Raw genomic sequence first — 22,567 nt, forward strand, 5'->3', positions numbered from 1 at the left:
GGTAGGGGGGGGGGGGGGGGGGGGGGGGGGGGGGGGGGGGGGGGGGGGGGGGGGGGGCCGGGGGGGGGGGGGGTCACCCGGGGCCCGGCCGCGGCGCCCCGCGCGGGGCCCTTCTCTGGTCGTGCGGTTCTAGCTGTCGCCGCCGGTCTCGCCGACCGGGGCGGCGTTGACGTCGTCGATCGCGTACTTCTTGGCGGCCTCGGCCGGCACGGTGGCCTCGACCGCGCCGCTGCGGGCGAGCTGCCGCAGCGTGGCGACCACGATCGACTCGGCGTCGACGTGGAAGTGCCGGCGCAGCGCGTGCCGGGTGTCCGACATCCCGAAGCCGTCGGTGCCGAGCGAGGTGTAGTCGCCGGGTACCCAGCGGGCGATCAGGTCCGGTACGGCACGCATCCAGTCGCTGACCGCGACCTTCGGCCCGTCCGCGTCGGCCAGCTTCTGCGCGATGTACGGCACCTTGGCCTCGGCGCCCGGGTTGAGCAGGTTGTACTCCTCGGTCTCCACCGCGTCGCGGCGCAGCTCGGTCCAGGAGGTCACCGACCAGACGTCGGCGGCCACGCCCCAGTCCTGGGCGAGCAGCTGCTGGGCCTTGAGCGCCCACTGCATGCCCGTGCCGGAGGCGAGGACGTTGGCCTTCGGGCCGTCGACCTGCGGCGCCGGCGAGTAGCGGTAGATGCCCTTGAGCAGTCCCTCGACGTCCACGCCCGCCGGCTCGGCCGGCTGCAGGATCGGCTCGTTGTAGACCGTCAGGTAGTAGAAGACGTTCTCCTGCGCGTCCCCGTACATCCGGTGCAGGCCGGCTTCCATGATGTGCGCGATCTCGAAGGAGAACGCCGGGTCGTACGCGACCACCGCCGGGTTGGTGGCGGCGATCAGCATCGAGTGCCCGTCCTCGTGCTGCAGGCCCTCACCGTTGAGCGTGGTGCGCCCGGCGGTCGCGCCGAGCAGGAAGCCCCGCGCCATCTGGTCGGCCGCGGCCCACAGCCCGTCGGCGGTCCGCTGGAACCCGAACATCGAGTAGAAGATGTACATCGGGATCATCGGCTCGTCGTGGGTGGCGTACGCCGAGCCCGCGGCGGTGAACGAGGCGACCGAGCCGGCCTCGTTGATGCCCTCGTGCAGGATCTGCCCGGTCGTCGACTCCTTGTACGACAGGAACAGCTCCCGGTCGACGGAGGTGTACCGCTGACCGTGCGGGGAGTAGATCTTCGCGGTCGGGAAGATCGAGTCGAGACCGAAGGTGCGTGCCTCGTCCGGGATGATCGGCACCCAGCGCTTGCCGAACTCCTTGTCCTTCATGATGTCCTTGAGCAGGCGGACGAAGGCCATCGTGGTGGCCACCTTCTGCTTGCCCGAGCCGCGCTTGACGTCGGCGAACCGCTCCGGACCGGGGATGGTCAGCCGCTTGGTGCTGGTCCGTCGCGACGGCAGGTAGCCGCCGAGCTGCTCCCGACGCTCCTGCAGGTACGCCAGCTCCTCGGACTTCTCGCCCGGGTGGTAGTACGGCGGCAGGTAGGGGTTGTCCTCCAGCGCCTTGTCCGGGATGTCCAGGTAGAGCCGGTCGCGGAAGGTCTTCAGGTCCTCCAGCGTCAGCTTCTTCATCTGGTGGGTCGCGTTGCGGCCCTCGAAGTGCGAGCCGAGCGTCCAGCCCTTGATCGTCTTGGCCAGGATGACCGTCGGCTGACCGGTGTGCTCGGTGGCCGCCTTGTAGGCCGCGTAGAGCTTGCGGTAGTCGTGCCCACCCCGCTTGAGGTTCCAGATCTCGTCGTCGCTCAGCGGATCGACCATCTTGCGGGTACGCGGGTCACGGCCGAAGAAGTGCTCCCGCACGTACGCGCCGGACTCCGCCTTGTAGGTCTGGTAGTCGCCGTCGGTCGTGGTGTTCATGAGGTTGACCAGCGCGCCGTCGGTGTCCGCGGCGAGCAGCGGGTCCCACTCGCGGCCCCAGACCACCTTGATGACGTTCCAGCCGGCGCCCCGGAAGAACGCCTCCAGCTCCTGCATGACCTTGCCGTTGCCCCGGACCGGGCCGTCCAGCCGCTGCAGGTTGCAGTTGATCACGAAGGTGAGGTTGTCCAGCTCCTCGCGGGCGGCCACACCGATCGCGCCCAGCGTCTCCGGCTCGTCCATCTCGCCGTCGCCGAGGAACGCCCACACGTGCTGCTGCGAGGTGTCCTTGATGCCGCGGTGCTGGAGGTACCGGTTGAACCGCGCCTGGTAGATCGCGTTCAGGCCGCCGAGACCCATCGAGACGGTGGGGAACTCCCAGAAGTCCGGCATGAGCCGCGGGTGCGGGTACGACGGGAGACCGCCGCCCGGGTGCGACAGCTCCTGGCGGAACCCGTCGAGTTCGTGCTCGTTGAGCCGCCCCTCCAGGAACGCCCGCGCGTACATGCCGGGCGAGGCGTGGCCCTGGTAGAAGATCTGGTCGCCGCCGCCCGGGTGGTTCTTGCCCCGGAAGAAGTGGTTGAAGCCCACCTCGTAGAGCGACGCCGAGCTGGCGAAGGTGGAGATGTGTCCGCCGACGCCGATCTCCGGGCGCTGCGCACGGTGTACGAGCATCGCGGCGTTCCACCGCACGTACGCCCGGATGCGCCGCTCGACGTGCTCGTCTCCCGGGAACCACGGCTCGCGCTCGGACGGGATGGTGTTGATGTAGTCGGTGGTGGTCAGGGGCGGAACCCCGACCTGGCGCTCACGGGCCCGCTCCAGCAGGCGCAGCATGACGTAGCGGGCGCGTTTGGCTCCCCGCTCGTCGATGACACCGTCAAGCGACTCGACCCATTCGCTGGTCTCTTCAGGGTCGATGTCCGGAAGCTGGCTCGGTAGGCCGTCGCTGATCACCGGGCGCTTGCGTTCCGTAGCCACAGGCGTTCCCTCGGTTGTGTGTGGGATAGGTCTCTAGCGCCATCCTGCCCCCTGGTGGCACCCGTCGTCACGTCTAGGTCCCCCGGACGCGATGCTGAACACAGGTACTCGCCGGTAACTTAGCGCTACGGCGGCCGGGCCCGCCCGCTTGCCCCGGCTCGCTACGGTCCCGAATATGAACGGGCGGCGGGTGATGAGCGGCGGCGTGATCGTCCTGGTCGGCGCGCTCGGGGCGCTGTTCTCCGTGCCGGCGCTCCGGGCCGGGGAGACTGCCGTGCTGCCGATCACGATTCTCGGCGTCGTGGCGATGGCGCTCGGCGCGGTCCAGCTCCGCGCCGGTCTGCGCGCGTCGGCGCCCCGACGGGGGCCCCGTCGGGTGCCCGGTCCGCGCCGACGGCACGCCGACACCAGCGTGCCCCTGATGTACTACGGCGACTCGGGCGGCGGGGACCGGTCCGACGGCGGCGGGGGCGGCGACTCCGGCGGTGGCGGCTTCTTCGGCGGCGACTCCGGTGGCGGCTTCTTCGGCGGCGGGGACTCCGGCGGTGGCTTCTCCGGCGGTGGTGGTGACTCCGGTGGCGGTGGCGGCGGTTCCTGATCGTCGACTGCGGCAGAATGCGATGTATGCGCAGTGACGTGATCACCGTCCAGACCGGGTCCCGGCCGGCCGTCCGGGACATCACCGCCGAGGCCCAGAGCTTCGTCTCCGGCGAGGGGGACGGTCTGCTGCACGTCTTCGTGCCGCACGCCACCGCCGGCCTGGCGATCATCGAGACCGGGTCGGGCTCCGACGACGACCTGCTCACCGCGATCGACGCGCTGCTGCCCACCGACAACCGCTGGCGACACCGGCACGGCTCGGCGGGCCACGGACGGGACCACGTCCTGCCGGCGTTCGTCCCGCCGTACGCCACGCTGCCGGTACTCGACGGCCGGCTGGCCCTGGGCACCTGGCAGTCGATCTGCCTCGTCGACACCAACGGCGACAACCCCACCCGCCAGGTCCGCTTCTCGTTCCTGCCCGCCTGACGCCCGGCCCGCCCCCGAGATCGCGCCCGGTCGTCGTCCGGCCCGCTGGGATCAGACCTCAGCCAGCATTCGACGTAGCTGCCCTGGCGGGTGGCCCAGGTGGGCGTGCAGCGTCCGGGTCAGGTGTGCCTGGTCGGCGAAGCCCAGCTCGACCGCCAGTACGGCGAGGCTCGGCACCCCTTCGGTCAGCCGGTCGAGCGCACGCCCCACCCGCAGCCGGTTGCGGTAGCGGGTCAGCGGCACACCGACCAGCGCCTGGAAGGACCGGCTCAGCCGGTACGGCGACACGCCGAGCGAGCGGGCCAGCGGGACGAGGCCGTCGGTGTGCGGCCCACCGTCGTGCAGCGCCGAGCGGGCCGCCTCCACCATCGCCCGGTCCCGGGGCGGCGCGTCGACCGCCGGACCGGTGGCGGCGCCGACCAGTCGAACCAGGCGCTCGGCGGCGGCGAAGCCCGCGTCGCCGAGGCGCGCCGCCCGCAGCAGTCGCCGGTGTGCCAGGTCGATGCGGGCGTCCAGGTGCAGCACCGACATGGCGGACCGGCCGGCGAGCAGTTCCCGCCACAGCCGGGGCGAGAGATGCACGGAGGTGCAGTCGTCGCCGCCGGCCGGGTGGGCGAACCGTTCCTCCTCGCCCGGCACCGTCAGGTAGCCCACGGTCGGGTCGACGAACTCCTCCCCGCCCCGACCGCGCCGCCGGAAGCCGCCCCGGCGGGCCAACACGATGCCGTGCGCCGTGGCGGGCTCCGGGCGCGACCAGCCGGTGTGGTCGTCCCGGCAGCGCACCGCGTGGACCACGAAGTCGGGCTGGCGCACGAGGGGGTGGCTGCTGCGCATGCCGTCAGGCTAGGCCCACCCGCCGACACGACACCCGACGTCGTACGTCGGATCCGGCGGCCGCAAGGATCGTCAAGACAGCCGCCCGCCCAGGTCGGCAGGGTGGCCGGCATGTCTTCCACCACGACCACTCAGGGACGCCGCGCCCCGCTCGTCGTCCTGCTCACCGGGCAGGCGATGGCCTCGATGGACACCTCGATCGCGGCGGTCGCCGCCCCGACGATCCGGCTCGACCTGGCTGGGCCGCCGGCACTGGCCCAGCTGGTGTTGGCCGGATACACCCTGGCCTTCGCCGTGCTGGTCGTCACCGGCGCCCGGCTCGGCTCCCGGCACGGGCCGGCCCGGGTCTTCCTGCTCGGCCTCACCGGGTTCACCGTGGCCTCGCTGGCCTGCGGCCTCGCGCCGGGTCCGGTGATGCTGGTCGGCGCGCGCGTCGTGCAGGGCGCCATGGCGGCGCTCATGGTGCCGCAGGTCCTCGCCCTCATCCAGGCCACGTACCTGGGCGCTGCCCGAGGTCGGGCGATCGGGGCGTACTCGCTGATCCTGGCGCTCGGGGTCGCGGCCGGGCAGGTGGCCGGCGGCCTGCTCGTCACCCTGGATGCCGGCGGGCTGGCCTGGCGTACCGCGTTCCTGGTCAACGTGCCGGTCGGCGCGGTGCTGCTGGTGGCCGGTCGGCGGGCGCTGGCAGCCGTGCCGACGGCGGCCGTCCGGCCCGCGGCGCTCGACCTGCCGGGGGTGCTGTTGCTGGCCGGCGCGATGCTGGCCCTGGTGACGCCGGCGGTGCTCGGTCGGGACCTCGGTTGGCCGGACTGGTCGACGCCGGCGGGGGTGGCGGCGGGCGTGATCGGCGTCGGCGTGTTCCTGCGCCACGAGAACCGCGTGATCCGGCGCGGTGGCACCCCACTGTTGGACGTGGCGGTGCTGACCCGTGCCGGCGTGCCGGCCGGGCTGCTCGCCGCGTGCCTGGTGATGGGCTGCTACGCCGGCTTCCTGTTCACCCTCACCCTGCGGTTGCAGGAGGGGCTCGGATTCACCGCCCTCGCCGCCGGGTTGGCCTTCCTGCCCTACACCGCCGGGTTCGCGCTCTGCGGCCTCGCGGTGTCCCGCCTGCCCGCGCGACTGCGCGACGCGCTGCCGCTGCTCGGCCCGCCGCTGCTGGCGGCCGTCGTGCTGCTGGTCGCGATGCTGACCCGGCATGGTTGGCCCTGGCTGCCCGGAAGCCTGTTGCTGCTCGTGGGCGGCGCCGCACACGCCGCCGGGTTCACCCCGCTGGTCGACCGGCTCGCCACCGCCCTGCCGACCGGCGCGGCGACCGCGTTCTCCGCGTTGATCTCCACCGGCACCCTGCTGGCTGCGGTGCTCGGCGTGGCCGTCATCGGTGGCCTGCACCTGGCACGGCCCGACACACCTGCCGCCGCCCTGGTGACGGCCGTCCTGCTGGCGACCGCCCCGGTGGCTGCCGGGCGGTGCGCCCGCGCCCTGCGCCAGCCCACGGGACCGTCGTGCGCCGCGACCGATCCGGGGTCATCGTCCGTCGCCGCGCCGGCCGCGGTCAGCGACCTCGAACGCTGAGCCGGCCGGGGCGGACCCGGTGCGTACGATGTCACCGTGACGCCAGCGGACGGGCAGGTGGACCGCGCCGGGTTGGCCGCCGACGTGGTGCGTCGGATGGCGCACCTGACGGCGTCCCTGCGGCATCGGCAGGGCACGGCCTTCGCCGAGTTGGGGCTCACCCCGGCGGCGGCGCGGGCGTTGCACGAGCTGGACCCGGACCGTCCCCTGCCGGCACGTGACCTCGCCGACCGGCTGAGCTGTGACCGGTCGAACGTGACCGCGTTGGTCGACAAGCTGGAGCAGGCCGGCCTGGTCGAGCGTCGGACCGATCCGGCCGACCGCCGGCAGAAGACGCTCGTGGTGACCGGGGACGGTCGCGTCGTACGGGACCGGGTGGCCGAGGTGATGTCCGACTCCCGACTCCTCGCCGGCCTGCGCGACGAAGAGCTGTCCACCCTGCGTGATCTGGTGTGGAAGGTGTCCGACGGCGGTTGTCCGGAGCCGTGCGACCCGCAGTGAGTCGAGCCGTGCCGGCCGTGTCCCACTGGGCGACGGTGGCCCGCGTCGGTAATGCTGTCGGACGTGACCACCCCGCAAGATCTCGACGACCGGTTCCGCGAGACGCTGGCGGCGCTGCCCGCCGCACCGCAACGGCGTGACCTCGCCGATCCGGTCACCGACGACGCCCCGCTGACCGGTGCCCAACTGCTCGACCTGTTCGACGCGCAGGTGGCCAGCCGGCAGCTCGACCTGGCCGGGCGCTGGCTGCGCAGCTTCGGGGAGGGCTTCTACACCATCGGCTCGTCCGGGCACGAGGGCAACGCGGCGGTCGCCGCCGCGCTGCGCCCCACCGATCCGGCGCTGCTGCACTACCGCTCCGGGGCGTTCTACTGCCTGCGGGCGGCCCAGGTCGCCGCCGCCGCTCCGGCGTCCGCCGCCGACACCCCGATGCCCGCCGTGGACGATCCGGAGCCCGCCGCCGAGGCCCCGGAGCCGGCCTCCGATGCCGAGGCCGCGACCCCCACGGGTGGGTTCGCGGGGTACGCGGAGGCGGCCCGGGACGTGCTGCGGGGCATGGTCGCCTCCAGCGAGGAGCCGATCGCCGGTGGCCGGCACAAGGTGTTCGGCCGGGCCGACCTGGCCGTCGTGCCGACCACCTCCACCATCGCCTCGCACCTGCCCCGCGCGGTCGGGATGGGACTGGCCGTGGAGCGGCTGCGCCGGCTGGACACCGCCGGGCGGCGCACCGGGACAGGGGTACGGGTCGGCAGCGGCGCCGGCGCGGCGCACGTCCCGTGGCCGCCGGACGCCATCGTGGTCTGCTCGTTCGGCGACGCGTCGGTCAACCACGCCAGCGCCACCGCCGCCTTCAACACCGCCGGCTGGTACGACCACGCCGGCCTGCGCATCCCGGTGCTCTTCGTCTGCGAGGACAACGGGCTGGGGATCAGCGTCCGCTCGCCGGAGGGCTGGGTGGAGGCGACGCTGCGCGCGAAGCCGGGCATCCGCTACTTCAGCGCCGACGGCGCCGACCCGGTGCGCACGTACACGGTGGCGCGGGAGGCGGCGGCCTGGGTGCGGCGGTACCGGCGGCCCGCCGTGCTGCACCTGAGCACCGTCCGGCTGATGGGGCACGCCGGGGCCGACGCGGAGTCGGCGTACCGCAGCCCGGCCGAGCTGGCCGAGGACCTGGACCGGGACCCGGTGGTCGCCACCGCGCGGCTGCTCGTCGACGCCGGCGTGGCGACCGCCGACGAGCTGCTGGCCCGGTACGACGAGACGGGCTGGCAGGTACGCCGGCTCGCCGAGGAGGTGCTGGGCGAGCCCAAGCTGGCCTCCGCGGCCGACGTGGTGTCGGCGTTGGCGCCCCGCCGCCCGGTGCGGGTCGCGCGGGCCGTGGCCGACGCGGCGGCCCGGGCCAGCGGGCCGGGCGCGGCGGCCCGGGAGGAGGCGTTCGGCGGCAAGCCGCCCGAGCTGGTCGGCCCGATGACCCTGGCGCAGAGCATCAACGCCGCGCTCGCCGACGGGCTGCTCGACCATCCCCAGATGGCCGTCTTCGGCGAGGACGTGGCCGCCAAGGGCGGGGTGTACGGCGTGACGAAGGGCCTGCGCGACCGGTTCGGGGCGGCCCGCGTCTTCGACACCCTGCTGGACGAGACGTCGGTGCTGGGCCTGGGACTCGGCGCCGGGCTGGCCGGGATGCTGCCGGTGCCGGAAATCCAGTACCTGGCGTACCTGCACAACGCCGAGGACCAGCTCCGTGGCGAGGCCGCCACCATGCAGTTCTTCTCGCGGGGCGCGTTCCGCAACCCGATGGTGGTGCGGGTGGCCGGGTTGGCGTACCAGGAGGGGTTCGGCGGGCACTTCCACAACGACAACTCGGTGGCCGTACTCCGGGATGTTCCCGGTCTGGTGGTGGCGGTGCCGGCGCGGCCGGACGACGCCGCGCCCATGCTGCGGACCTGTCTGGCGAGCGCGGCGGTGGACGGCAGCGTCTGCGTGTTCCTGGAGCCGATCGCGCTCTACCACACCCGCGACCTGTACGCCGATGGCGACGGTGAGTGGCTCGCCGGCTATCCCGAGCCGGGCTCGTGGGTGGCCGGGCACGTGCCGATCGGCCGGGCCCGGGTCTACCGGGTCGGCTCGGCCGACGACCTGACCATCATCACCTTCGGTAACGGCGTGCGGATGTCGCTGCGGGCCGCGGCCGTGCTGGCCGAGGAGGGCGTCGGCACCCGCGTGGTGGACCTGCGCTGGCTGGCGCCCCTGCCCGTGGCCGACATCATCCGGGAGTCCTCGGCGACCGGCCGGGTGCTGGTGGTGGACGAGACACGCCGGTCAGGCGGGGTTGGCGAGGGCGTCATCGCCGCGCTGGTTGACGGCGGATATGTGGGCGCAGCGCGGCGGGTGGCCGGAGTTGACTCGTTTGTACCATTAGGTCCGGCGGCACGTCATGTTCTGGTCTCCCCGGAAGCCATTACCGACGGTGCCCGTACGCTGCTGGCACGGTAAATTCCGTTCCACCCGGTGCGCCACTTGCGCGCAGACGCACAACTGTGTGGACTTTGCCTGACGGCGTCGGTCCGACGCCGCGAGCAGGGACGAGATGAGGAGGCACGCGACAGTGAGCGCGACCGCTGGTCAGGCCGCCGACGGGGTACGCAGCCTGGCGGACCGGTTCGGCATCGAACCGGGGATGGTCGTCATGGAGATGGGGTACGACGACGACGTCGACCAGGATCTCCGCGACGCCCTGACCGACCGCTGTGGAGATCTGGTCGACGAGGACACCGACGAGGTGGTCGACGCGGTGCTCGTGTGGTACCGCGACGGCGACGGTGACCTCTTCGAGCTGCTCGTCGACGCCCTCGGGCCGCTGGCCGACAACGGGGTCGTGTGGCTGCTCACCCCGAAGGCGGGGCGCGAGGGGCACGTCGAGCCGAGCGAGGTCGCGGAGTCCGCGCCCACCGCCGGCCTCCAGCAGACCTCGACCGTCAACGCCGGCCGGGACTGGAGCGGCGCCCGCCTGGTGCTGCGCCGAGGGGCCAAGGGCAAGAAGTAACCCACCCTCGTCCCCTCGCGCCCCGGCGGTCCGCCGTCGGGCGTGCTGGGCTGACCTCGTCCCCCGAGTCGACCCGAGGAGTTCGCATGCTGATCGAGGTTGGCGCCGAGGCGCCGGACTTCGCGCTCAAGGACCAGAACAACCAGCAGGTCCGGCTCTCGGACTTCCGCGGCAAGCGCGCCGTGCTGCTGGTCTTCTACCCGCTCGCGTTCACCGGCACCTGCCAGGGCGAGCTGGCCGAGGTGCGGGACAACCTCGACGAGTACGCCAACGACGACGTCCAGGTGCTGACGGTCAGCGTCGACTCGGTCTACAGCCACAAGATCTGGGCCGACCGGGAGGGCTACCAGTTCCCGCTGCTGGCCGACTTCTGGCCGCACGGTGGCGTCGCTGCGGCGTACGGGGTCTTCAACGACGTGGCCGGCATCGCCAACCGGGGCACCTTCGTCATCGACAAGGCCGGCGTGGTCCGCTTCGCCGAGATGAACGGCCCCGGCGAGGCCCGCGACCAGCAGGGCTGGCGCAAAGCCATCGCCGACCTGACGGCCTGATGCGGTCGGGCCGGCGGCGAACAGGTAGGCTTGCCAGCCACCGGCCCGCCGCACACGGGGCGTTCCGGGGCGCGTAGCTCAGCGGGAGAGCACTCGCCTTACAAGCGAGGGGTCGCAGGTTCGAAACCTGCCGCGCCCACCCATCACCAACAGCCAAAACCGCCCGGATCACGGCCCGGCGACCTTGGTTGCAGATCGGTCTCCAGGACGTCGGTGACCCCTTTGGCTAGATGATCATGTCCGCCAGGTGGCGTGCGAAAGGTGGCCTGCCACAGAACTGGAGGAAGCGACGTGGGCGCGAAGACAGCCCTTCTGGCGTTCGCCGACGGCGACATCCGTCCGGCGCTGCGCGGCGCGACGCGGTCGGAGCGAGCCGAGACCGAGGCGTTGGTACGTCAAGTCCACCCCGGCTACGTGGTCGAACCCGCTGATGACAACACCTTGCTCGAGGGCACCTACCCGCCAGATGACTTCATGTACGCGACGGTCGTGGCCGGGGCAGAGTTGTACTGCGACCGGCGGCTCATGCTCGATCGCCCGTCTGAGCTACCGGAGCACCTGCGCCGAACTGGAGCAGGCCGTCGAATCATCGTCCACGGGATGCACTCGGTCGTGGACTGGCTCGGCTTCGCGGTGTGGGAGGACGGCGTGCTGATCCGATCGCTGAGCCTGTCGCCCGATAGTGGCATCCAGGAGAACATCGGCAAGCCCTACGACTTCGAGTTGCCGTACTGGGCCGGCGAACATCCCGTCGAGCCCGTACCAGGCTGGCACAACCAGGACCCCTACCCGCTGCCGTTCCATCCCCTCGACCTCGGCGAGGAAGCGTTACGCGCGCTGTTCGGTTTCATCATCGAGGGCCATCCTTCCCCCGACGACATCGACGCTGACGCCGTTCATCTGCACGGCTTTCGCGTGACCGACCCGTCCAACGAGGACCAGGCAGCCCGTGAGGCCGCATACGCGGGGGCACTACAGGCTATGGGACCGCCTCGGAGGTACCGCTTGGGACCAGACGGAGCGGTGCACGAGATCAGCGCCGACAGCTACTGATTTGCCTACCCGCGGACCAGCACGAGCGTCATGCAGGTTCTGATACCGATCTGTCACGCACGTCCTGAGCCCCCGACACCGGGCTACCGGCGAAGTGGACGCTCCTATTCCTGTCAGGCCTGCGGCCGGGCCACGCGGGTCGTAGTCTCGACCCACTGCCGAAACAGGTGTAGCGCCTCGCCGAGGTTGAGTGGCCCACACGCTGCCCTGAACTGGTCTTCCTCGACCCGGGTCAGCACCCAATCGTGCTCGCCTCTACGGAGTTCCTGCCGCTCGTAGGCCATTCCCGACAGTGCCGTATCGCCCAGGTCGATGCGGACCGACCACCCGGGGTTGTCGAGCGTCTCGATCCGAATGCCGTACTCGTGTTCCCACTCGCCATCGCACTGAGTCGCGTACCAGGCCTGGAGCCAGGACCAGACCCCGGGCGCTAGCTCGTCGTGATCATGCATCCCGTAGTCCTGATCTCGCTGTGGTCGTCAGCGTCAGGCAAGGGTAGGTCTCGCGGGCGATGTAGCGCAGCGTCGGGATGACGAGTCGCTCCACGCGCGAGCCGAGGATCATCCTGTGTCGGTGATTGCCCACCGGATCTGACGAGCGGCGAGGTAGAGGTGGGAGCGCTCTGCCATCTCATCGACTGTGCGCTCCTCGCCGGGGTTGTCCAAGTCGAGGTGGAGGAGTCCGGCTTCGTCCTGAACGAGCTGGGGTTTGTCGTCGAGCACCCAGGAGAAGGTGCCGAGGTCCACGACCTTCCAACGGGCAAGGCGCGAGAACTCGATGTGGAGCTGTACCCATCGAGTCTGACCGACCCGCCGGACGTCCAGAAGTGCGACCGCAGACTGCTGAGCGCCTTCCCCACAGCTTGACCTGAAGGTCAACTCTCTGAGGTAACCGTCGCCAAACTCCACCCCGTCCAGAAGATCGTCGGCCGTTGCCGGGAGGAGTGGTCGCCAATGCACCTGAACCACCCGGCGAAGATTACCTGCGTCCCATCCGAACGGGGGGTACCGGCCAGGCGGCCGCGGGTGACATTCGTGCCCGTTGCGTGCCCGATCTCGCGGTCGGTGACGAGTGCCTGGCCAGCGGTGACGGCAGGTAGCGAGGCTGCTCTCCTTGCGGCGCCGAGAATTCCTAACCGTGTGGCCATGCCACCTGGGCGTCTTAGGTGCGGCACCGGCGCGGACAAGAACATGCCGTCTCCAGCCGTCGAAGGGCAACCTGTAGTGCCTAGTCGAGCGACGTCAGCCAGCTATCGGGGCCGCTTGTCCTCGACGTGTACGACGTCGAGCTCATGGCCGTCCTGGTCGCGCTTGTGGCGTCCATACAGACCAACGGCCAGGTCGCTGCTGTCCTGGACTTCGTCGGGCCCCACGTAGGTCAGCACGTCGTTGTGGTGGCCGTAGACCACCCATCCGGGACCGGGATCGAGAGCGATGGTGCTGAAGTCTCCGGCAGATGAGCCGACGTGAACAGGGCCGTACTCGCGCAGGATCTCGATGGCCTGAGCGGCGAGGTCGGCGCTGGGTCCGGGAGTGGGTAGTACGACGCACGTGCCGTGGGCGAACACGACCCAGGATTTGCCATCCCCTTGGATGATGCGACGCCAAACTCCGGCCAGATCCTGTTCCGACATGACGTTGATCATCCCTGAGTTGATGCACCAGCGCTAGCCGTGAAGGGCTTCACCCGGGTGACCCGGGGGTGGGATTCCTCGCCGGAGATCGTCGACGATCGGCTCGGCCCACGCCGCTTGGACGAAATCCCAGGTCCAGGTGATGCCGTCCCACCCGCCCGTAGCCCGAGCAGGTCCTACTCACGTGCTGCTGGAGTTCTGGCCCCGCCGCCACACGTCGCCCTGTGCGCCATGTCGCTCGGCCGCGTGCCGCTCCTGGGCCGATCTCGCATCGCGCCCCGCGGCCGAGTCCTCAGGCGACGAGAGGCGCTTCCGATCGCGCCAACCCACAAAGACGAACGCCGCCACCAGCAACACGACGAGCGCTCCGAGAGACACCACCAGACTCGTCATGCCATCGAAGCTACCGGGCGCGCGCCAGAGTCCGAGCTGTTGGCCGAACAGGTCGACGACCGGCTGAGATATCGCACGCTCGGACGCTACCGTCGACGCTGGCGGTGCGTCCGGGCTGGCATGCGGGGTCCGCAACCTGCCGCGAATTGTCAGACGGCACCATCAAGAAGATGATCAGTGGGGCTGTAGTTGATCTTCCAGTCGGCGTAGACGCCCATCGTGCCGTCCTGGACACAATGCAGTCCGACACTGATCCAGCGAACCTCACCGTCGGCGTACCGGGCGAAGCCGACGGCGACGTGGAAGACTTCGCCGCCACATGGGCACGCACAGTCGCCCGGCTCGGCGTCCCCCCAGTAGTCGGCGCTGTCCGCGACGAAGGCACGTGCACCGCAGGCCGTGCAGCTCACCTCGGCGCAGCCGTCTGACGGCAGCGAAGTACCGCAACCGGCCAGCCGAGCCTCGATCCCGTTGTTTGCCTAGGGTTGACAGCGGGATTCCTTCGTCTGCGCGGCTCGATCAGCCGAGCTGCGTTGGTGTGGCCGTGGCCTCCCAGGTGGTCAGGCAGAACGGGTGGCCCGCCGGGTCGGCGTAGACATAACACTGTTCGCTGTTGGGCTGGAAGTCGTACTTTGTTGCTCCGGCAGCGAGCACTCGGGCCTCGGCGGCGTCTCGGTCCACGACCATGAAGTCGAGATGCATCATGATCGACGAGGTGGGGTCGGGCCAGGTGGGTGGCGTGTATCCGGGCACAGTCTGGAAGTTGATCCGCCCGGTCGGGCTCAGCACGCATGCCCAGCCGCCCCCGGCGTGTGTCAGGGTTCCACCGGTGATGCTGGCGTAGAACTCCGCCAAGGCGACGGCGTCCGGGCAGTCCAGGGTGACCGCGCTGAGCCTGATCTCGTCGGACATGCCGCCTCCTGTGGCTCGCGCCGGCCGCTTGCAAGGCGCGCCTGTACCGATACGACGACCAGCACGATGGCACGCTCGACAGATTGAACGACGTAACCTAGCGCACACGTTGGTCGAGCACACTGATCTAGCCGCGACGCGCACTCTCGGCTGACCCAGAGCACCTGGCGGACGACTGTCGCACCTCACTCGACGGAGGTCAGGCCGACTGCCGGCGTGTCTAGTCCCACCACATGCTTGATGAATCCGTCCCACGACATGCTTGACAGTTGGTCTAGGTTCTGTGAAAGCTCGGGCCGGTCGCTGTGTGGGCGTGACTGCTGGATGTGGTCCTCCGGGGTGAGTCCCTGTAGGGGCTGTGCCTCAAATCGTGCCCATGAGCGATCTATGCGTTCTCCGCGTTCGCCTGCTCTTCCTCGGTTGTTTGTGGCAGTAGGCGGGCAACCGCCTCACGGATCCTTTCATCATCTGGGTTCCCGTGCCAGGTGACGATTGTGAAAGAATCAGTTGATGCGGTAAGTTCGGCAGCTTCCTTCGTATTTGGCACCGATTCTACGACTATCAGTAATCCGATGGTTACCGGCGAGTCCTAGACGTCGAGTGACAATTACATTCAGCGTTAGAGAGTCAATGACGAGGATGCCATCAATTCCCCGATCCTGCTGGAGGGGGAAGAAGCTCCAGCCAAGCCTCGCAATTGCTCGTCGTACTGCTTCCTGATAACTGCGCTCTGCAAAAGACTCTCTCTGATCGGGTAAGGTGCGATCGCTCGCCACTATCGATCGCTGCATCTCCCGTGCGCGCTCAAGCAACTCTCGCATCATGTCGTCAACGCTGCGGCTTGGCGGCTTCTCAATCGGAGTGGCCTGCGGCACTAGCGCCAACTCCTCCTCAAAGTCCGTCCAGCGGTGTCGAGAGCAGCGTCAGGACTGGGTGCGGGTCCACTGCTGGTTGGCGCCGCTTCCGCAGGTGTACTGGGTGATGTCGGTGCCGTCTGCCGTGCCGCTGCTCACCACGTCCAGGCACTTGCCGCTGTGTCGGGCGCGCAACTGGTAATAGCTGCCGGTGGCGACCCACTGCCACTGCTGGTTGGCGCCCTCGCCACAGGTGTACTGGACGACGTTGGCGTTGTTGGCGGTGGAGGCGTTGGCGACGTCGAGGCATTTGCCGCTGTTCTGGTTGACGATCCGGAAGTAGCCGCTACCGGCGTCGCGGAACTCCCACTTCTGGTTCGCGCCCCCGTTCCAGGACCATTGTCTGACTTCGGCGTTGTCGGTGACGGCATGGTCCAGCACGTCGACCACCTTGCCGCTGTTGCGGTTGGTGATGCGGTAGGAGAGTGGCGCCTCTCCGGTGACGGTGCCCGCGGCGGCGTCGATGGTGATGGTGGGATACCAGGTCAGGCTCATGGTCGTGGCGGTGGGGAAGGCGATCGGCAACCACACGTACTGGGAGTCGTTGACCGGCCCGCCCCAGGCCCCGGCCCAGCGGTCGCCGAGGTAGAGGTAGCTCGTCGTCGACGTGCCCTGGATGGGGAGCACGAAGGCCGACTGGGAGCGGAAGGTGGTCGAGTCCCCGACGTTGGTCATGCCGGTCCACGGACCGGAAATGCTGGACGCCGTGGCGTACCTGGCCTGGTTCGGGCTCCAACCGGTGAGGCCCGAGGTGAGCAGGAAGTAGGTGCTGCCGCGCTTGAACAGGGCCGGTGCCTCGCGGTTGCCGTCGTTCCAGAAGTTACCGACCAGCGTGGCCGGACTGAGGTAGTCGGCGCTGAGGCGGTAGATGAGCAGGTCGCGGTTCTCGTCGCCGGCCGAGGCCATGTAGGCGGTACCGCCGTCGTTGTAGAGCGTGATGTCCCGCGACATGTTGCCCAGCGGCCGGAAGCTGCCGTGGTAGGTGTAGGTGCCGTCCACGGTGGCCGAGGAGGCGACGGCGACCCTGGCCTCGCCGTAGTCGGTGCCGTTCTCCTTGTGCATCCACATCACGTACCGGTTGGTGCTGGCGTTGTAGATGACCTTCGGCCGCTCGATGTTGGCCGACTGCAGTTCCGCCGCCGACGACTGGGTCAGCACGTTGTTGCGGAACTCCCAGTCGCGCAGGTTGGTGGAGCGGTAGACCGAGACCGCCCGGAACGTGTTGTTGGCGTTGCGGTTCTCACCGAACCAGTAGTAGTAGTCGCCGACCTTGAGTACCCCACCACCGTGCGCGTGCAGCAGGTTGCCGGTGGTGTCGGTGAACTGCGTGCCGTTGGGGATCGTGACCGGCGCGGCCTGGGCCGGGGCGGCGGCCAGGGTGGTGACCGCGACGATCGCCGCTCCGACCAGGGTGAGCGCCGCCACCAGGGATGGAAGCAGTCTGTTGCGTCTCACTACGTTCGTCCTTCCGTGGGCGGGCGGCGACCGTCCATCAATGTACATCGATTGTCGTTGGTGCAGGTCGAGAACGATCACCGGTAGCGTGGTGCAGGATGCAGCGGTGACGTCCATCTACCGCACCCCCGCGGGCAGGGACACCATCCGCCGGTGGTGTGCGCAGCAGCTCAACGGGTGGTCGACCCCGCACGAGCGACGCATCATCCGGGCCCACGGCCACGACACGCACCTCCTCAGCGCCGGCGCGGGGACGGTGACGGTCGTCTTCGTCGCCGGTGACCGCTTCAGCACGGCGGCCTACCTGCCGCTGCTCACGGCCCTGGCCCGGCAGTACCGGGTGGTGGCCGCCGACATCCCGGGCCAGCCCGGCCTGAGCGCCGACGCGGCGGACGTCGCCGACGGCGGGCTCGCCTGGTACGGCAGGTGGCTTGCCGAGGTCGTCGAGGAGGCCACCAGCGGGCCGGTCGTGACGTTCGGGCACTCGTTCGGTGGCGCGGTGACGCTCGCCGCCGAGCACCCCCGGGTTAGCGGCACGGTCGCGGTGGCACCGGGTGGACTGTGCCGGCTCAGGGTCACCCCTGGTGTCCTGCTGGCGTTCCTGGGCTGGCTCGCGCGGCCCCGGCCGGCGTCGAGCCTCCGGTTGCTGCGCCTGCTGTCCGCGCCCGGCCGCACGCCGCGCGCCGAGCTGGTGGAGTGGATGACGCTCGTCGCCCGACACGCCCGTCCGGTGAGTACCGACGAGTTCCTGTCGGCGGCGACGCGCAGGACGCCGGTCGTGCTCGCGAGCGGCGACCACGACGTGTTCCTGCCCCCGGACCGGCTGCGCGCGGCGGCGGAACAGCGGCTACAGGCCGGCGTTGACATCGTCCCCGCCGCCGGTCACCTCGTCACCGACGAACACCCCGACACGCTCGCCGCGCTGGTGGCTCGGCTGGTGGATTGACCCGGGACGGGCGTCACGCGCGATCGGCGACCATCACCCGGCTGTGTGCCAGGGACGTGGTCCGACGGATCGGCAGGGACAGCTCTCGCGCCGTCTCGAGCAGGTCGTGGTCGCCGGTGACCGTGAAGCCGTACCGGGAGAGCAACGCGGCCATGGCGGCCGGCGTCCAGGTCGAGCGCCACGGCTCGGTCGCCCAGAAGCTGCGCCGGCCGGTGGACGCCATCAGCACCCGTGCGACGAGCCGACCCAGCGTCAGGGTCGTCCCGGGTAGCTGAAAGTTGACAACGAGGCGGCTCGTCGGGGCCGAGCAGGCGGCGAGCGCGGCGACCGTCGTAGACACCTCCGTCGTGGTCAGGTACGGCACGACGCCCTCCCAGATCCACGTCGTCGGCTCGTCGGGGCGATGACCGGCGACGGCCAGCGCCTCGGCTAGCCGGTCACGGGCGAAGTCCACCGTCACGAACGTCGGGGGAGTGCCGGCCAGTACCTCGGCGCGTTCGCGTTTGTCGCGTTGGCTGCTCGGCTGGTCGACCTCGAAGATCGTCCTGCCCACGAGTTCCGGCATCCGCCAGGCCCGACCGTCGAGCCCGGCCCCGAGGATCACCACCTGCGCGCTGTGGTGGGCGCGTACGGCGTCGTCGATCGCCACCGTGCGCGGCACGATCATGTCGGCGCAGGCCCGTACCGTCTCGTAGTCGACCCGTTGCCGCCACGACTGGGGCACGGCACCGTCGCGTACCCAATCCACGGCCTCCCGCTCGGCGGCGCGGAGCAGGCGCATGGCCGTCGGGTCGGCGAACCGGCCGGGAGCGACCAGGCCATCCGCCGCCGCGCGGCCCTGGCAGACGAGAACCGCCGTACGGCTCGCGGCCGGCGTCTTCGACATCGCTCGCGCTCCTGTCCGTGTGGGCTTCGCGCACAGGCCATGCCGCCGCGCGGAGCCATTTGACCGCACCCGATAGCCTTCGCGGCTATGGGCGCGATCAAACCATGGCATCTTGCGGTCCTCAGCCTTTGTTGCCTGCTGCCGTTCACGGCCGCAGTCGCGGGCGGAGTTTGGGCCGTCCTCCGCAAGCGCAACCGACGCTGACTCCCGGTCGTACGGTGGTTCGGCCTCCCGCCGCCCAGTGCGCCGCGCGCACAATTGTCCCGTGCTGACCGAGCCCGTCTCCGCGCGCCGACTGCAACTCATCGACGACCTGGAAGGGCTGCCCGGCAGCTCAGACGGCTGTCTCCTCGCCTTGACGTTGGACGCTCCGGTTTTTGTCCAGGTCGGTGACTTCTGGTGGGTTGAGGACGACGCGCTGTGCGTCGCGCGAGGTGAAGGCGCGCCGATGTTGTATCGAGGTCGTCTCGAATGGCGCCGGAAGCGGTAATCGGCGGAACGGTCCTCGCCCTCGCCACCTGGCGCGGCGCTGAGCTGAACATACCCACGGGTGGCGCACGTACCCCGTCCGCCGTTAGCCTCGGTCCCCATGACCAGCGGCGACCACCACGGTCACCCCGAGCCGCCGATCGCGGGCGACGAGACCGCCACCCTGCTCGGCTCCCTCGACCGGCAGCGCGCCACCCTGGCCTGGAAGACCGGTGGGCTCGACGCGGCCGGCCTGCGGGCGACGCTCGGCCCGTCGTCGATCACTCTGGGCGGGCTGCTCAAGCACCTGGCCCTGGTCGAGGACCTCTACTTCTCCTTCAAGCTGGCCGGGCGTTCACCGGGACCCCCGTGGGACACCGTCGACTGGGACGCCAACCCGGGCTGGGAGTGGCGCTCGGCCGCCGAGGACACCCCGGAACAGCTCTACACGCTGTGGCAGGGGGCCGTGGCGCGGTCCCGGGCCACCGTCGCCGAGTTGCTGGCCGACGGCGGCCCGGAGCAGTTGGCCCGGGGCGAGTGGCCCGACGGCCAGGTGCCCAGCCTGCGGCGGGTCCTGGTCGACCTCATCGAGGAGTACGCGCGGCACGCCGGGCACGCCGATCTGATCCGCGAGTCGGTGGACGGGCTCACCGGCGAGGACCCGCCCCGCTGACCGCCAGGCGTACCGCCAGAATGGGCGCGTGCAGGATACCGTCGCCGTCGCGCTGATCACGTCACTGTCCACGTTGACCGCCGCCGCCCTGACCGGGCTGATCGCCGCCCGCAGCACCCGCCGGCAGCTCGCCCACCAGCTCACCGTCGCCCGCGAGGAGAGCGCCGACCGGGCCGCGCTCCGGCGCGAGGAGCTGCGGCGCGACGCGTACGTCGGGTTCCTCGGCGCCTGCGACGCGGCGTACCGGCGGCTGGACCGGCGGTGGATCGAGCCGGGCGCGGACGCGGTCACGCCCGGCTACGACGAGACGTACGCGGCGATGCGCGCCGTGGACGAGGCGTACAACCTGGTGTTGCTGCAGGGCCCGGCGGACGTCGCGGCGGCGGGCCGGTCGGTGGTGGCCAGCCTGACGACGGAGTACGCCGAGCAGCGCCGGCTCGCCGACGAGCCGGGCGACGCGGCGGTGTCGCTGCGCGACCGGCACCGGGAGCGGTGGCTCGCGGCCATCGAGGTACGCACGGACCGCCGCGTCGCGTTCGTCGACGTCGCCCGTCCCGCCGTCGACCGCGAGGGGTGACCGCGTGCCCCCTATGCTCGGGCGGGAACAGGGGGGGGTGATCAGGTGGATCTGTCCGGCATCGGCGCGGTGCTCTTCGACATGGACGGCACGCTGGTGGACTCCGACGCCGCCGTCGAGCGGGCCTGGGAGCGGTGGGCTTCCGAGTACGCCGTCGAACCGGCGGCGGCCCTCGCGATCGCGCACGGCAGGCCCGCCGACCAGACGATCCGTCGGCTCCTTCCCGCCCTCGACGACACGGCGGTTGCCGTGGCGGCGGCACGGCAGTTGGCGTTGCAGTACGACGACCTGTCCGACGTGACCGCCACCCCGGGCGCCCATGAGCTGCTGTCGACGTTGGCCCGGACGGGGGTGCCCTGGGCGGTGGTGACCAGCGCCGACGTGCGGCTGGCCGAGGCCCGGCTCGGTGCCGCCGGCATCGCGCCACCGGTGTTGGTGACGGTCCAGGACGTCCGCGAGGGCAAGCCGGCGCCGGAGGGTTACCTCCGCGCCGCCGCGCTGCTCGACGTGCCACCGGCGCGCTGCCTGGTCGTCGAGGACGCCGAGGTCGGGTTGCGGGCCGGGCGCGCGGCCGGCGCGGTGACCGCCGCGCTCAAGGGACTCGACGGCGACGTACGCCTGGACGACCTGGGGCAGTTGGCCCGCCAGATCGAGGCGGCGACCACCGGGAGCTGACCGATCGGGCGTCAGCCGAGGCGCGCTGCCAGCCAGGGCAGCAGGGCGTCGGCCTGGGCCTGCTGGAACGCCCGTAGGGCGGGGATGCCGGGCGGTGGCGGGCGGCGGGCGCGGTCGGCCAGGAAGCCGGCCAGCCCGGCGTACACGCCGGTGATCGCGGCCGGGTCGACGTCGGCGGTGAGCGGCAGCCGGCGCAGCATCGCCTCGGTGTCGTGCCCGCCGTGCAGCCGGACGTTCACCAGCAGCAGCGCCGTGTCCAGCCAGGCGGGCCCCCGGCAGGCCCACGGCCAGTCGACCACGGTCACCGTGCCGGCGGCGTCGAACAGCAGGTTGTCGGCCCGTACGTCGACGTGGCAGAGCGTGTCCCCGGCGAGCGCGGCGACGCCCTCGTCGGCGGCCGCGCGCAGCTCGTCCAGGTGGGCGCGAGCCCACGGATCGAGTCGTGGCGGCGGGTCGGCGGCGATCCGGTGCCAGCCCGCGAAGTCGTCCGCCAGCAGCTCGGCGGCGGTCGGCACGTGCGCGACGGGGCTCGGGGTGAGCGCGACGGCCATCGCCTCCAGGGCGTCCATGACCCGGGTCAGCTCGTCGGCCCGCCACGGGGTGTGCGGGTGGTCTCCGGCCACGTCGGAGAAGACCAACGCCACCCAGTCGCCGTCGTCGTGGCAACCCAGCAGGCGGGGCGTCGGCGCGGTCGCCGGGAGCGCGCCGGCGATGCGGGCTTCGGCGCGGTGCATGACCGGACTGTCCGGGTTCAACGCCGGGTTGACCGCCTTCACGAACGCCCGCCGGCCGGTCGCGGTACGGACCCGGTCGGCGGTGCCCGGCGAGTAACCACCCGACTGGGAGACCGCCTCGACCACCCGATCGCCGATGATCTCCTCGACCGCGGACCGTACCGTTGCCGGCAGATCACCCCAGCCGATCCGCCTCGCCGCCACCTGTGCCATCCCGCCACGGTGCACCCGCCGGTCGCGACGAACAACTCAATTCCGCCGCCGGAACGAGGCGCGGCCGGAGTGGACATGATGGACTTGTCGCCGCGATTGATCGAGAAGAAGGAGGCCGCGGTGGAGTTGACTCTGACGCCGATGACCGAGCAGGAACTGGCCCGGCTGCGGGAACCCCTGGAGGTCGGGTACGCCGAGGATCTCGTCGCGCACCGCGGCCTGACCCCGCAGGCGGCCCGGGAGCGGTCGGACGAGCAGCTCCGGGAGCTGCTGCCGGCGGGCGCGGCCACCGAGCGGGCACTGTTGCGGGTGGGGCGGGTCGACGACACCGAGGTCGGCTGGATCTGGGTCAACCTGCCGGCGAACGCCGACACCCGACAGGCCTGGATCTACAACATCGAGGTACATCCGGCGCACCGGGGACGCGGACACGCACGACGGATGATCCAGCTCATCGAGGTCGAACTGGGCGAACTGGGCGTACCCGAGCTGGGGTTGAACGTCTTCGGCACGAACACCGTGGCGATCGGCCTCTACCGGAGCCTGGGCTTCGAGGTCACCGCGCAGCAGATGGCGAAGCGGATCGACCCACCGAGCTGAACCGGGACTGTTCACCTGCCCAGCGGGAAACCCGCGC

General features: G+C 70.9%; 26 protein-coding genes and 1 tRNA gene. 15 read left to right on the forward strand and 12 right to left on the reverse strand.

What is annotated here, in order from left to right; translation table 11 throughout:
• Positions 1–129: 129 nt before the first annotated feature.
• Positions 130–2,868, reverse strand: a complete 2,739-nt coding sequence (aceE, locus tag AB0I89_RS27190) for a pyruvate dehydrogenase (acetyl-transferring), homodimeric type (RefSeq protein WP_357132524.1) — start codon at positions 2,866–2,868, stop codon at positions 130–132.
• A 175-nt stretch (positions 2,869–3,043) separates the two neighbouring features.
• On the opposite strand from aceE, the gene AB0I89_RS27195 reads away from it, so the two are divergent.
• Both AB0I89_RS27195 and AB0I89_RS27200 read left to right on the forward strand, forming a co-directional pair.
• Positions 3,044–3,466: a hypothetical protein gene (locus tag AB0I89_RS27195; RefSeq protein ID WP_357132527.1), complete on the forward strand. Its 423-nt coding sequence runs from the start codon at positions 3,044–3,046 to the stop codon at positions 3,464–3,466.
• Between the two features lie 26 nt (positions 3,467–3,492).
• Entirely contained in the window at positions 3,493–3,897 is a 405-nt protein-coding gene (locus tag AB0I89_RS27200; protein WP_355051416.1) for a secondary thiamine-phosphate synthase enzyme YjbQ, read from the forward strand.
• Positions 3,898–3,948: 51 nt separating this feature from the next.
• Here the strand turns inward: AB0I89_RS27200 and AB0I89_RS27205 are convergent, their stop codons facing one another.
• A complete protein-coding gene (locus AB0I89_RS27205) occupies positions 3,949–4,731 on the reverse strand; it encodes a helix-turn-helix domain-containing protein (protein ID WP_357132531.1) in 783 nt (260 codons plus the stop codon).
• A 111-nt stretch (positions 4,732–4,842) separates the two neighbouring features.
• Between AB0I89_RS27205 and AB0I89_RS27210 the strand changes: the two genes are divergently transcribed.
• The 7 genes from AB0I89_RS27210 (at position 4,843) to AB0I89_RS27240 (ending at position 11,451) form a co-directional block, all read left to right on the forward strand.
• Positions 4,843–6,303 carry an MFS transporter gene (locus tag AB0I89_RS27210; protein ID WP_357132534.1) on the forward strand — a complete coding sequence of 487 codons (1,461 nt, stop codon included), beginning with the start codon at positions 4,843–4,845 and terminating at the stop codon, positions 6,301–6,303.
• Between the two features lie 96 nt (positions 6,304–6,399).
• Positions 6,400–6,804 (forward strand): MarR family transcriptional regulator, encoded by a 405-nt coding sequence (locus tag AB0I89_RS27215; RefSeq protein ID WP_357132744.1) that lies wholly within the window; start codon positions 6,400–6,402, stop codon positions 6,802–6,804.
• A gap of 51 nt (positions 6,805–6,855) precedes the next feature.
• Positions 6,856–9,297: a thiamine pyrophosphate-dependent enzyme gene (locus tag AB0I89_RS27220; protein WP_357132537.1), complete on the forward strand. Its 2,442-nt coding sequence runs from the start codon at positions 6,856–6,858 to the stop codon at positions 9,295–9,297.
• Between the two features lie 112 nt (positions 9,298–9,409).
• Positions 9,410–9,847 (forward strand): DUF3052 domain-containing protein, encoded by a 438-nt coding sequence (locus AB0I89_RS27225; protein WP_132237238.1) that lies wholly within the window; start codon positions 9,410–9,412, stop codon positions 9,845–9,847.
• An 86-nt stretch (positions 9,848–9,933) separates the two neighbouring features.
• Positions 9,934–10,398: a peroxiredoxin gene (locus tag AB0I89_RS27230; RefSeq protein WP_357132541.1), complete on the forward strand. Its 465-nt coding sequence runs from the start codon at positions 9,934–9,936 to the stop codon at positions 10,396–10,398.
• 67 nt (positions 10,399–10,465) lie between these two features.
• Positions 10,466–10,537 (forward strand) — tRNA-Val (locus tag AB0I89_RS27235).
• Positions 10,538–10,689: 152 nt separating this feature from the next.
• On the forward strand, positions 10,690–11,451 hold the full coding sequence (locus AB0I89_RS27240) for a hypothetical protein (protein ID WP_357132544.1): 762 nt from the start codon (positions 10,690–10,692) through the stop codon (positions 11,449–11,451).
• Positions 11,452–11,564: 113 nt separating this feature from the next.
• Here the strand turns inward: AB0I89_RS27240 and AB0I89_RS27245 are convergent, their stop codons facing one another.
• The 8 genes from AB0I89_RS27245 to AB0I89_RS27280 form a co-directional block, all read right to left on the reverse strand.
• On the reverse strand, positions 11,565–11,903 hold the full coding sequence (locus AB0I89_RS27245) for an immunity 53 family protein (RefSeq protein WP_357132547.1): 339 nt from the start codon (positions 11,901–11,903) through the stop codon (positions 11,565–11,567).
• Between the two features lie 108 nt (positions 11,904–12,011).
• Positions 12,012–12,419: a hypothetical protein gene (locus AB0I89_RS27250; protein ID WP_357132550.1), complete on the reverse strand. Its 408-nt coding sequence runs from the start codon at positions 12,417–12,419 to the stop codon at positions 12,012–12,014.
• A 281-nt stretch (positions 12,420–12,700) separates the two neighbouring features.
• Positions 12,701–13,096, reverse strand: a complete 396-nt coding sequence (locus AB0I89_RS27255; RefSeq protein ID WP_357132553.1) for a hypothetical protein — start codon at positions 13,094–13,096, stop codon at positions 12,701–12,703.
• A gap of 168 nt (positions 13,097–13,264) precedes the next feature.
• Positions 13,265–13,477, reverse strand: a complete 213-nt coding sequence (locus AB0I89_RS27260; RefSeq protein WP_357132556.1) for a hypothetical protein — start codon at positions 13,475–13,477, stop codon at positions 13,265–13,267.
• 149 nt (positions 13,478–13,626) lie between these two features.
• Positions 13,627–13,887: a hypothetical protein gene (locus AB0I89_RS27265; RefSeq protein WP_357132559.1), complete on the reverse strand. Its 261-nt coding sequence runs from the start codon at positions 13,885–13,887 to the stop codon at positions 13,627–13,629.
• Between the two features lie 109 nt (positions 13,888–13,996).
• Positions 13,997–14,389: a VOC family protein gene (locus AB0I89_RS27270; protein ID WP_357132562.1), complete on the reverse strand. Its 393-nt coding sequence runs from the start codon at positions 14,387–14,389 to the stop codon at positions 13,997–13,999.
• A gap of 503 nt (positions 14,390–14,892) precedes the next feature.
• Positions 14,893–15,264 carry a hypothetical protein gene (locus tag AB0I89_RS27275; protein ID WP_357132565.1) on the reverse strand — a complete coding sequence of 124 codons (372 nt, stop codon included), beginning with the start codon at positions 15,262–15,264 and terminating at the stop codon, positions 14,893–14,895.
• A 48-nt stretch (positions 15,265–15,312) separates the two neighbouring features.
• On the reverse strand, positions 15,313–16,758 hold the full coding sequence (locus AB0I89_RS27280) for an RICIN domain-containing protein (protein ID WP_357132568.1): 1,446 nt from the start codon (positions 16,756–16,758) through the stop codon (positions 15,313–15,315).
• A 106-nt stretch (positions 16,759–16,864) separates the two neighbouring features.
• On the opposite strand from AB0I89_RS27280, the gene AB0I89_RS27285 reads away from it, so the two are divergent.
• Entirely contained in the window at positions 16,865–17,704 is an 840-nt protein-coding gene (locus tag AB0I89_RS27285) for an alpha/beta hydrolase (RefSeq protein WP_357132571.1), read from the forward strand.
• A gap of 13 nt (positions 17,705–17,717) precedes the next feature.
• Here the strand turns inward: AB0I89_RS27285 and AB0I89_RS27290 are convergent, their stop codons facing one another.
• Complete coding sequence (locus tag AB0I89_RS27290; RefSeq protein WP_357132575.1) at positions 17,718–18,590, reverse strand: class I SAM-dependent methyltransferase; 873 nt, start codon at positions 18,588–18,590, stop codon at positions 17,718–17,720.
• Positions 18,591–18,855: 265 nt separating this feature from the next.
• On the opposite strand from AB0I89_RS27290, the gene AB0I89_RS27295 reads away from it, so the two are divergent.
• From AB0I89_RS27295 to AB0I89_RS27310, 4 genes are all read left to right on the forward strand, one after another.
• Positions 18,856–19,080: a hypothetical protein gene (locus AB0I89_RS27295; RefSeq protein WP_357132578.1), complete on the forward strand. Its 225-nt coding sequence runs from the start codon at positions 18,856–18,858 to the stop codon at positions 19,078–19,080.
• Between the two features lie 99 nt (positions 19,081–19,179).
• Positions 19,180–19,731: a DinB family protein gene (locus AB0I89_RS27300; protein ID WP_357132581.1), complete on the forward strand. Its 552-nt coding sequence runs from the start codon at positions 19,180–19,182 to the stop codon at positions 19,729–19,731.
• A 28-nt stretch (positions 19,732–19,759) separates the two neighbouring features.
• Entirely contained in the window at positions 19,760–20,308 is a 549-nt protein-coding gene (locus AB0I89_RS27305) for a hypothetical protein (protein ID WP_357132584.1), read from the forward strand.
• Between the two features lie 45 nt (positions 20,309–20,353).
• On the forward strand, positions 20,354–20,983 hold the full coding sequence (locus AB0I89_RS27310; RefSeq protein WP_357132587.1) for an HAD-IA family hydrolase: 630 nt from the start codon (positions 20,354–20,356) through the stop codon (positions 20,981–20,983).
• A gap of 11 nt (positions 20,984–20,994) precedes the next feature.
• Here the strand turns inward: AB0I89_RS27310 and AB0I89_RS27315 are convergent, their stop codons facing one another.
• A complete protein-coding gene (locus AB0I89_RS27315; protein ID WP_357132590.1) occupies positions 20,995–21,930 on the reverse strand; it encodes a phosphotransferase in 936 nt (311 codons plus the stop codon).
• Between the two features lie 120 nt (positions 21,931–22,050).
• On the opposite strand from AB0I89_RS27315, the gene AB0I89_RS27320 reads away from it, so the two are divergent.
• The gene (locus AB0I89_RS27320) at positions 22,051–22,530 is read left to right on the forward strand and encodes an N-acetyltransferase (protein ID WP_357132593.1); all 480 of its coding nucleotides are present in this window, start codon (positions 22,051–22,053) and stop codon (positions 22,528–22,530) included.
• The last annotated feature ends 37 nt before the right edge of the window (positions 22,531–22,567 follow it).

This window comes from Micromonospora sp. NPDC049801, from assembly GCF_040656575.1.
Classification (GTDB): domain Bacteria; phylum Actinomycetota; class Actinomycetes; order Mycobacteriales; family Micromonosporaceae; genus Micromonospora.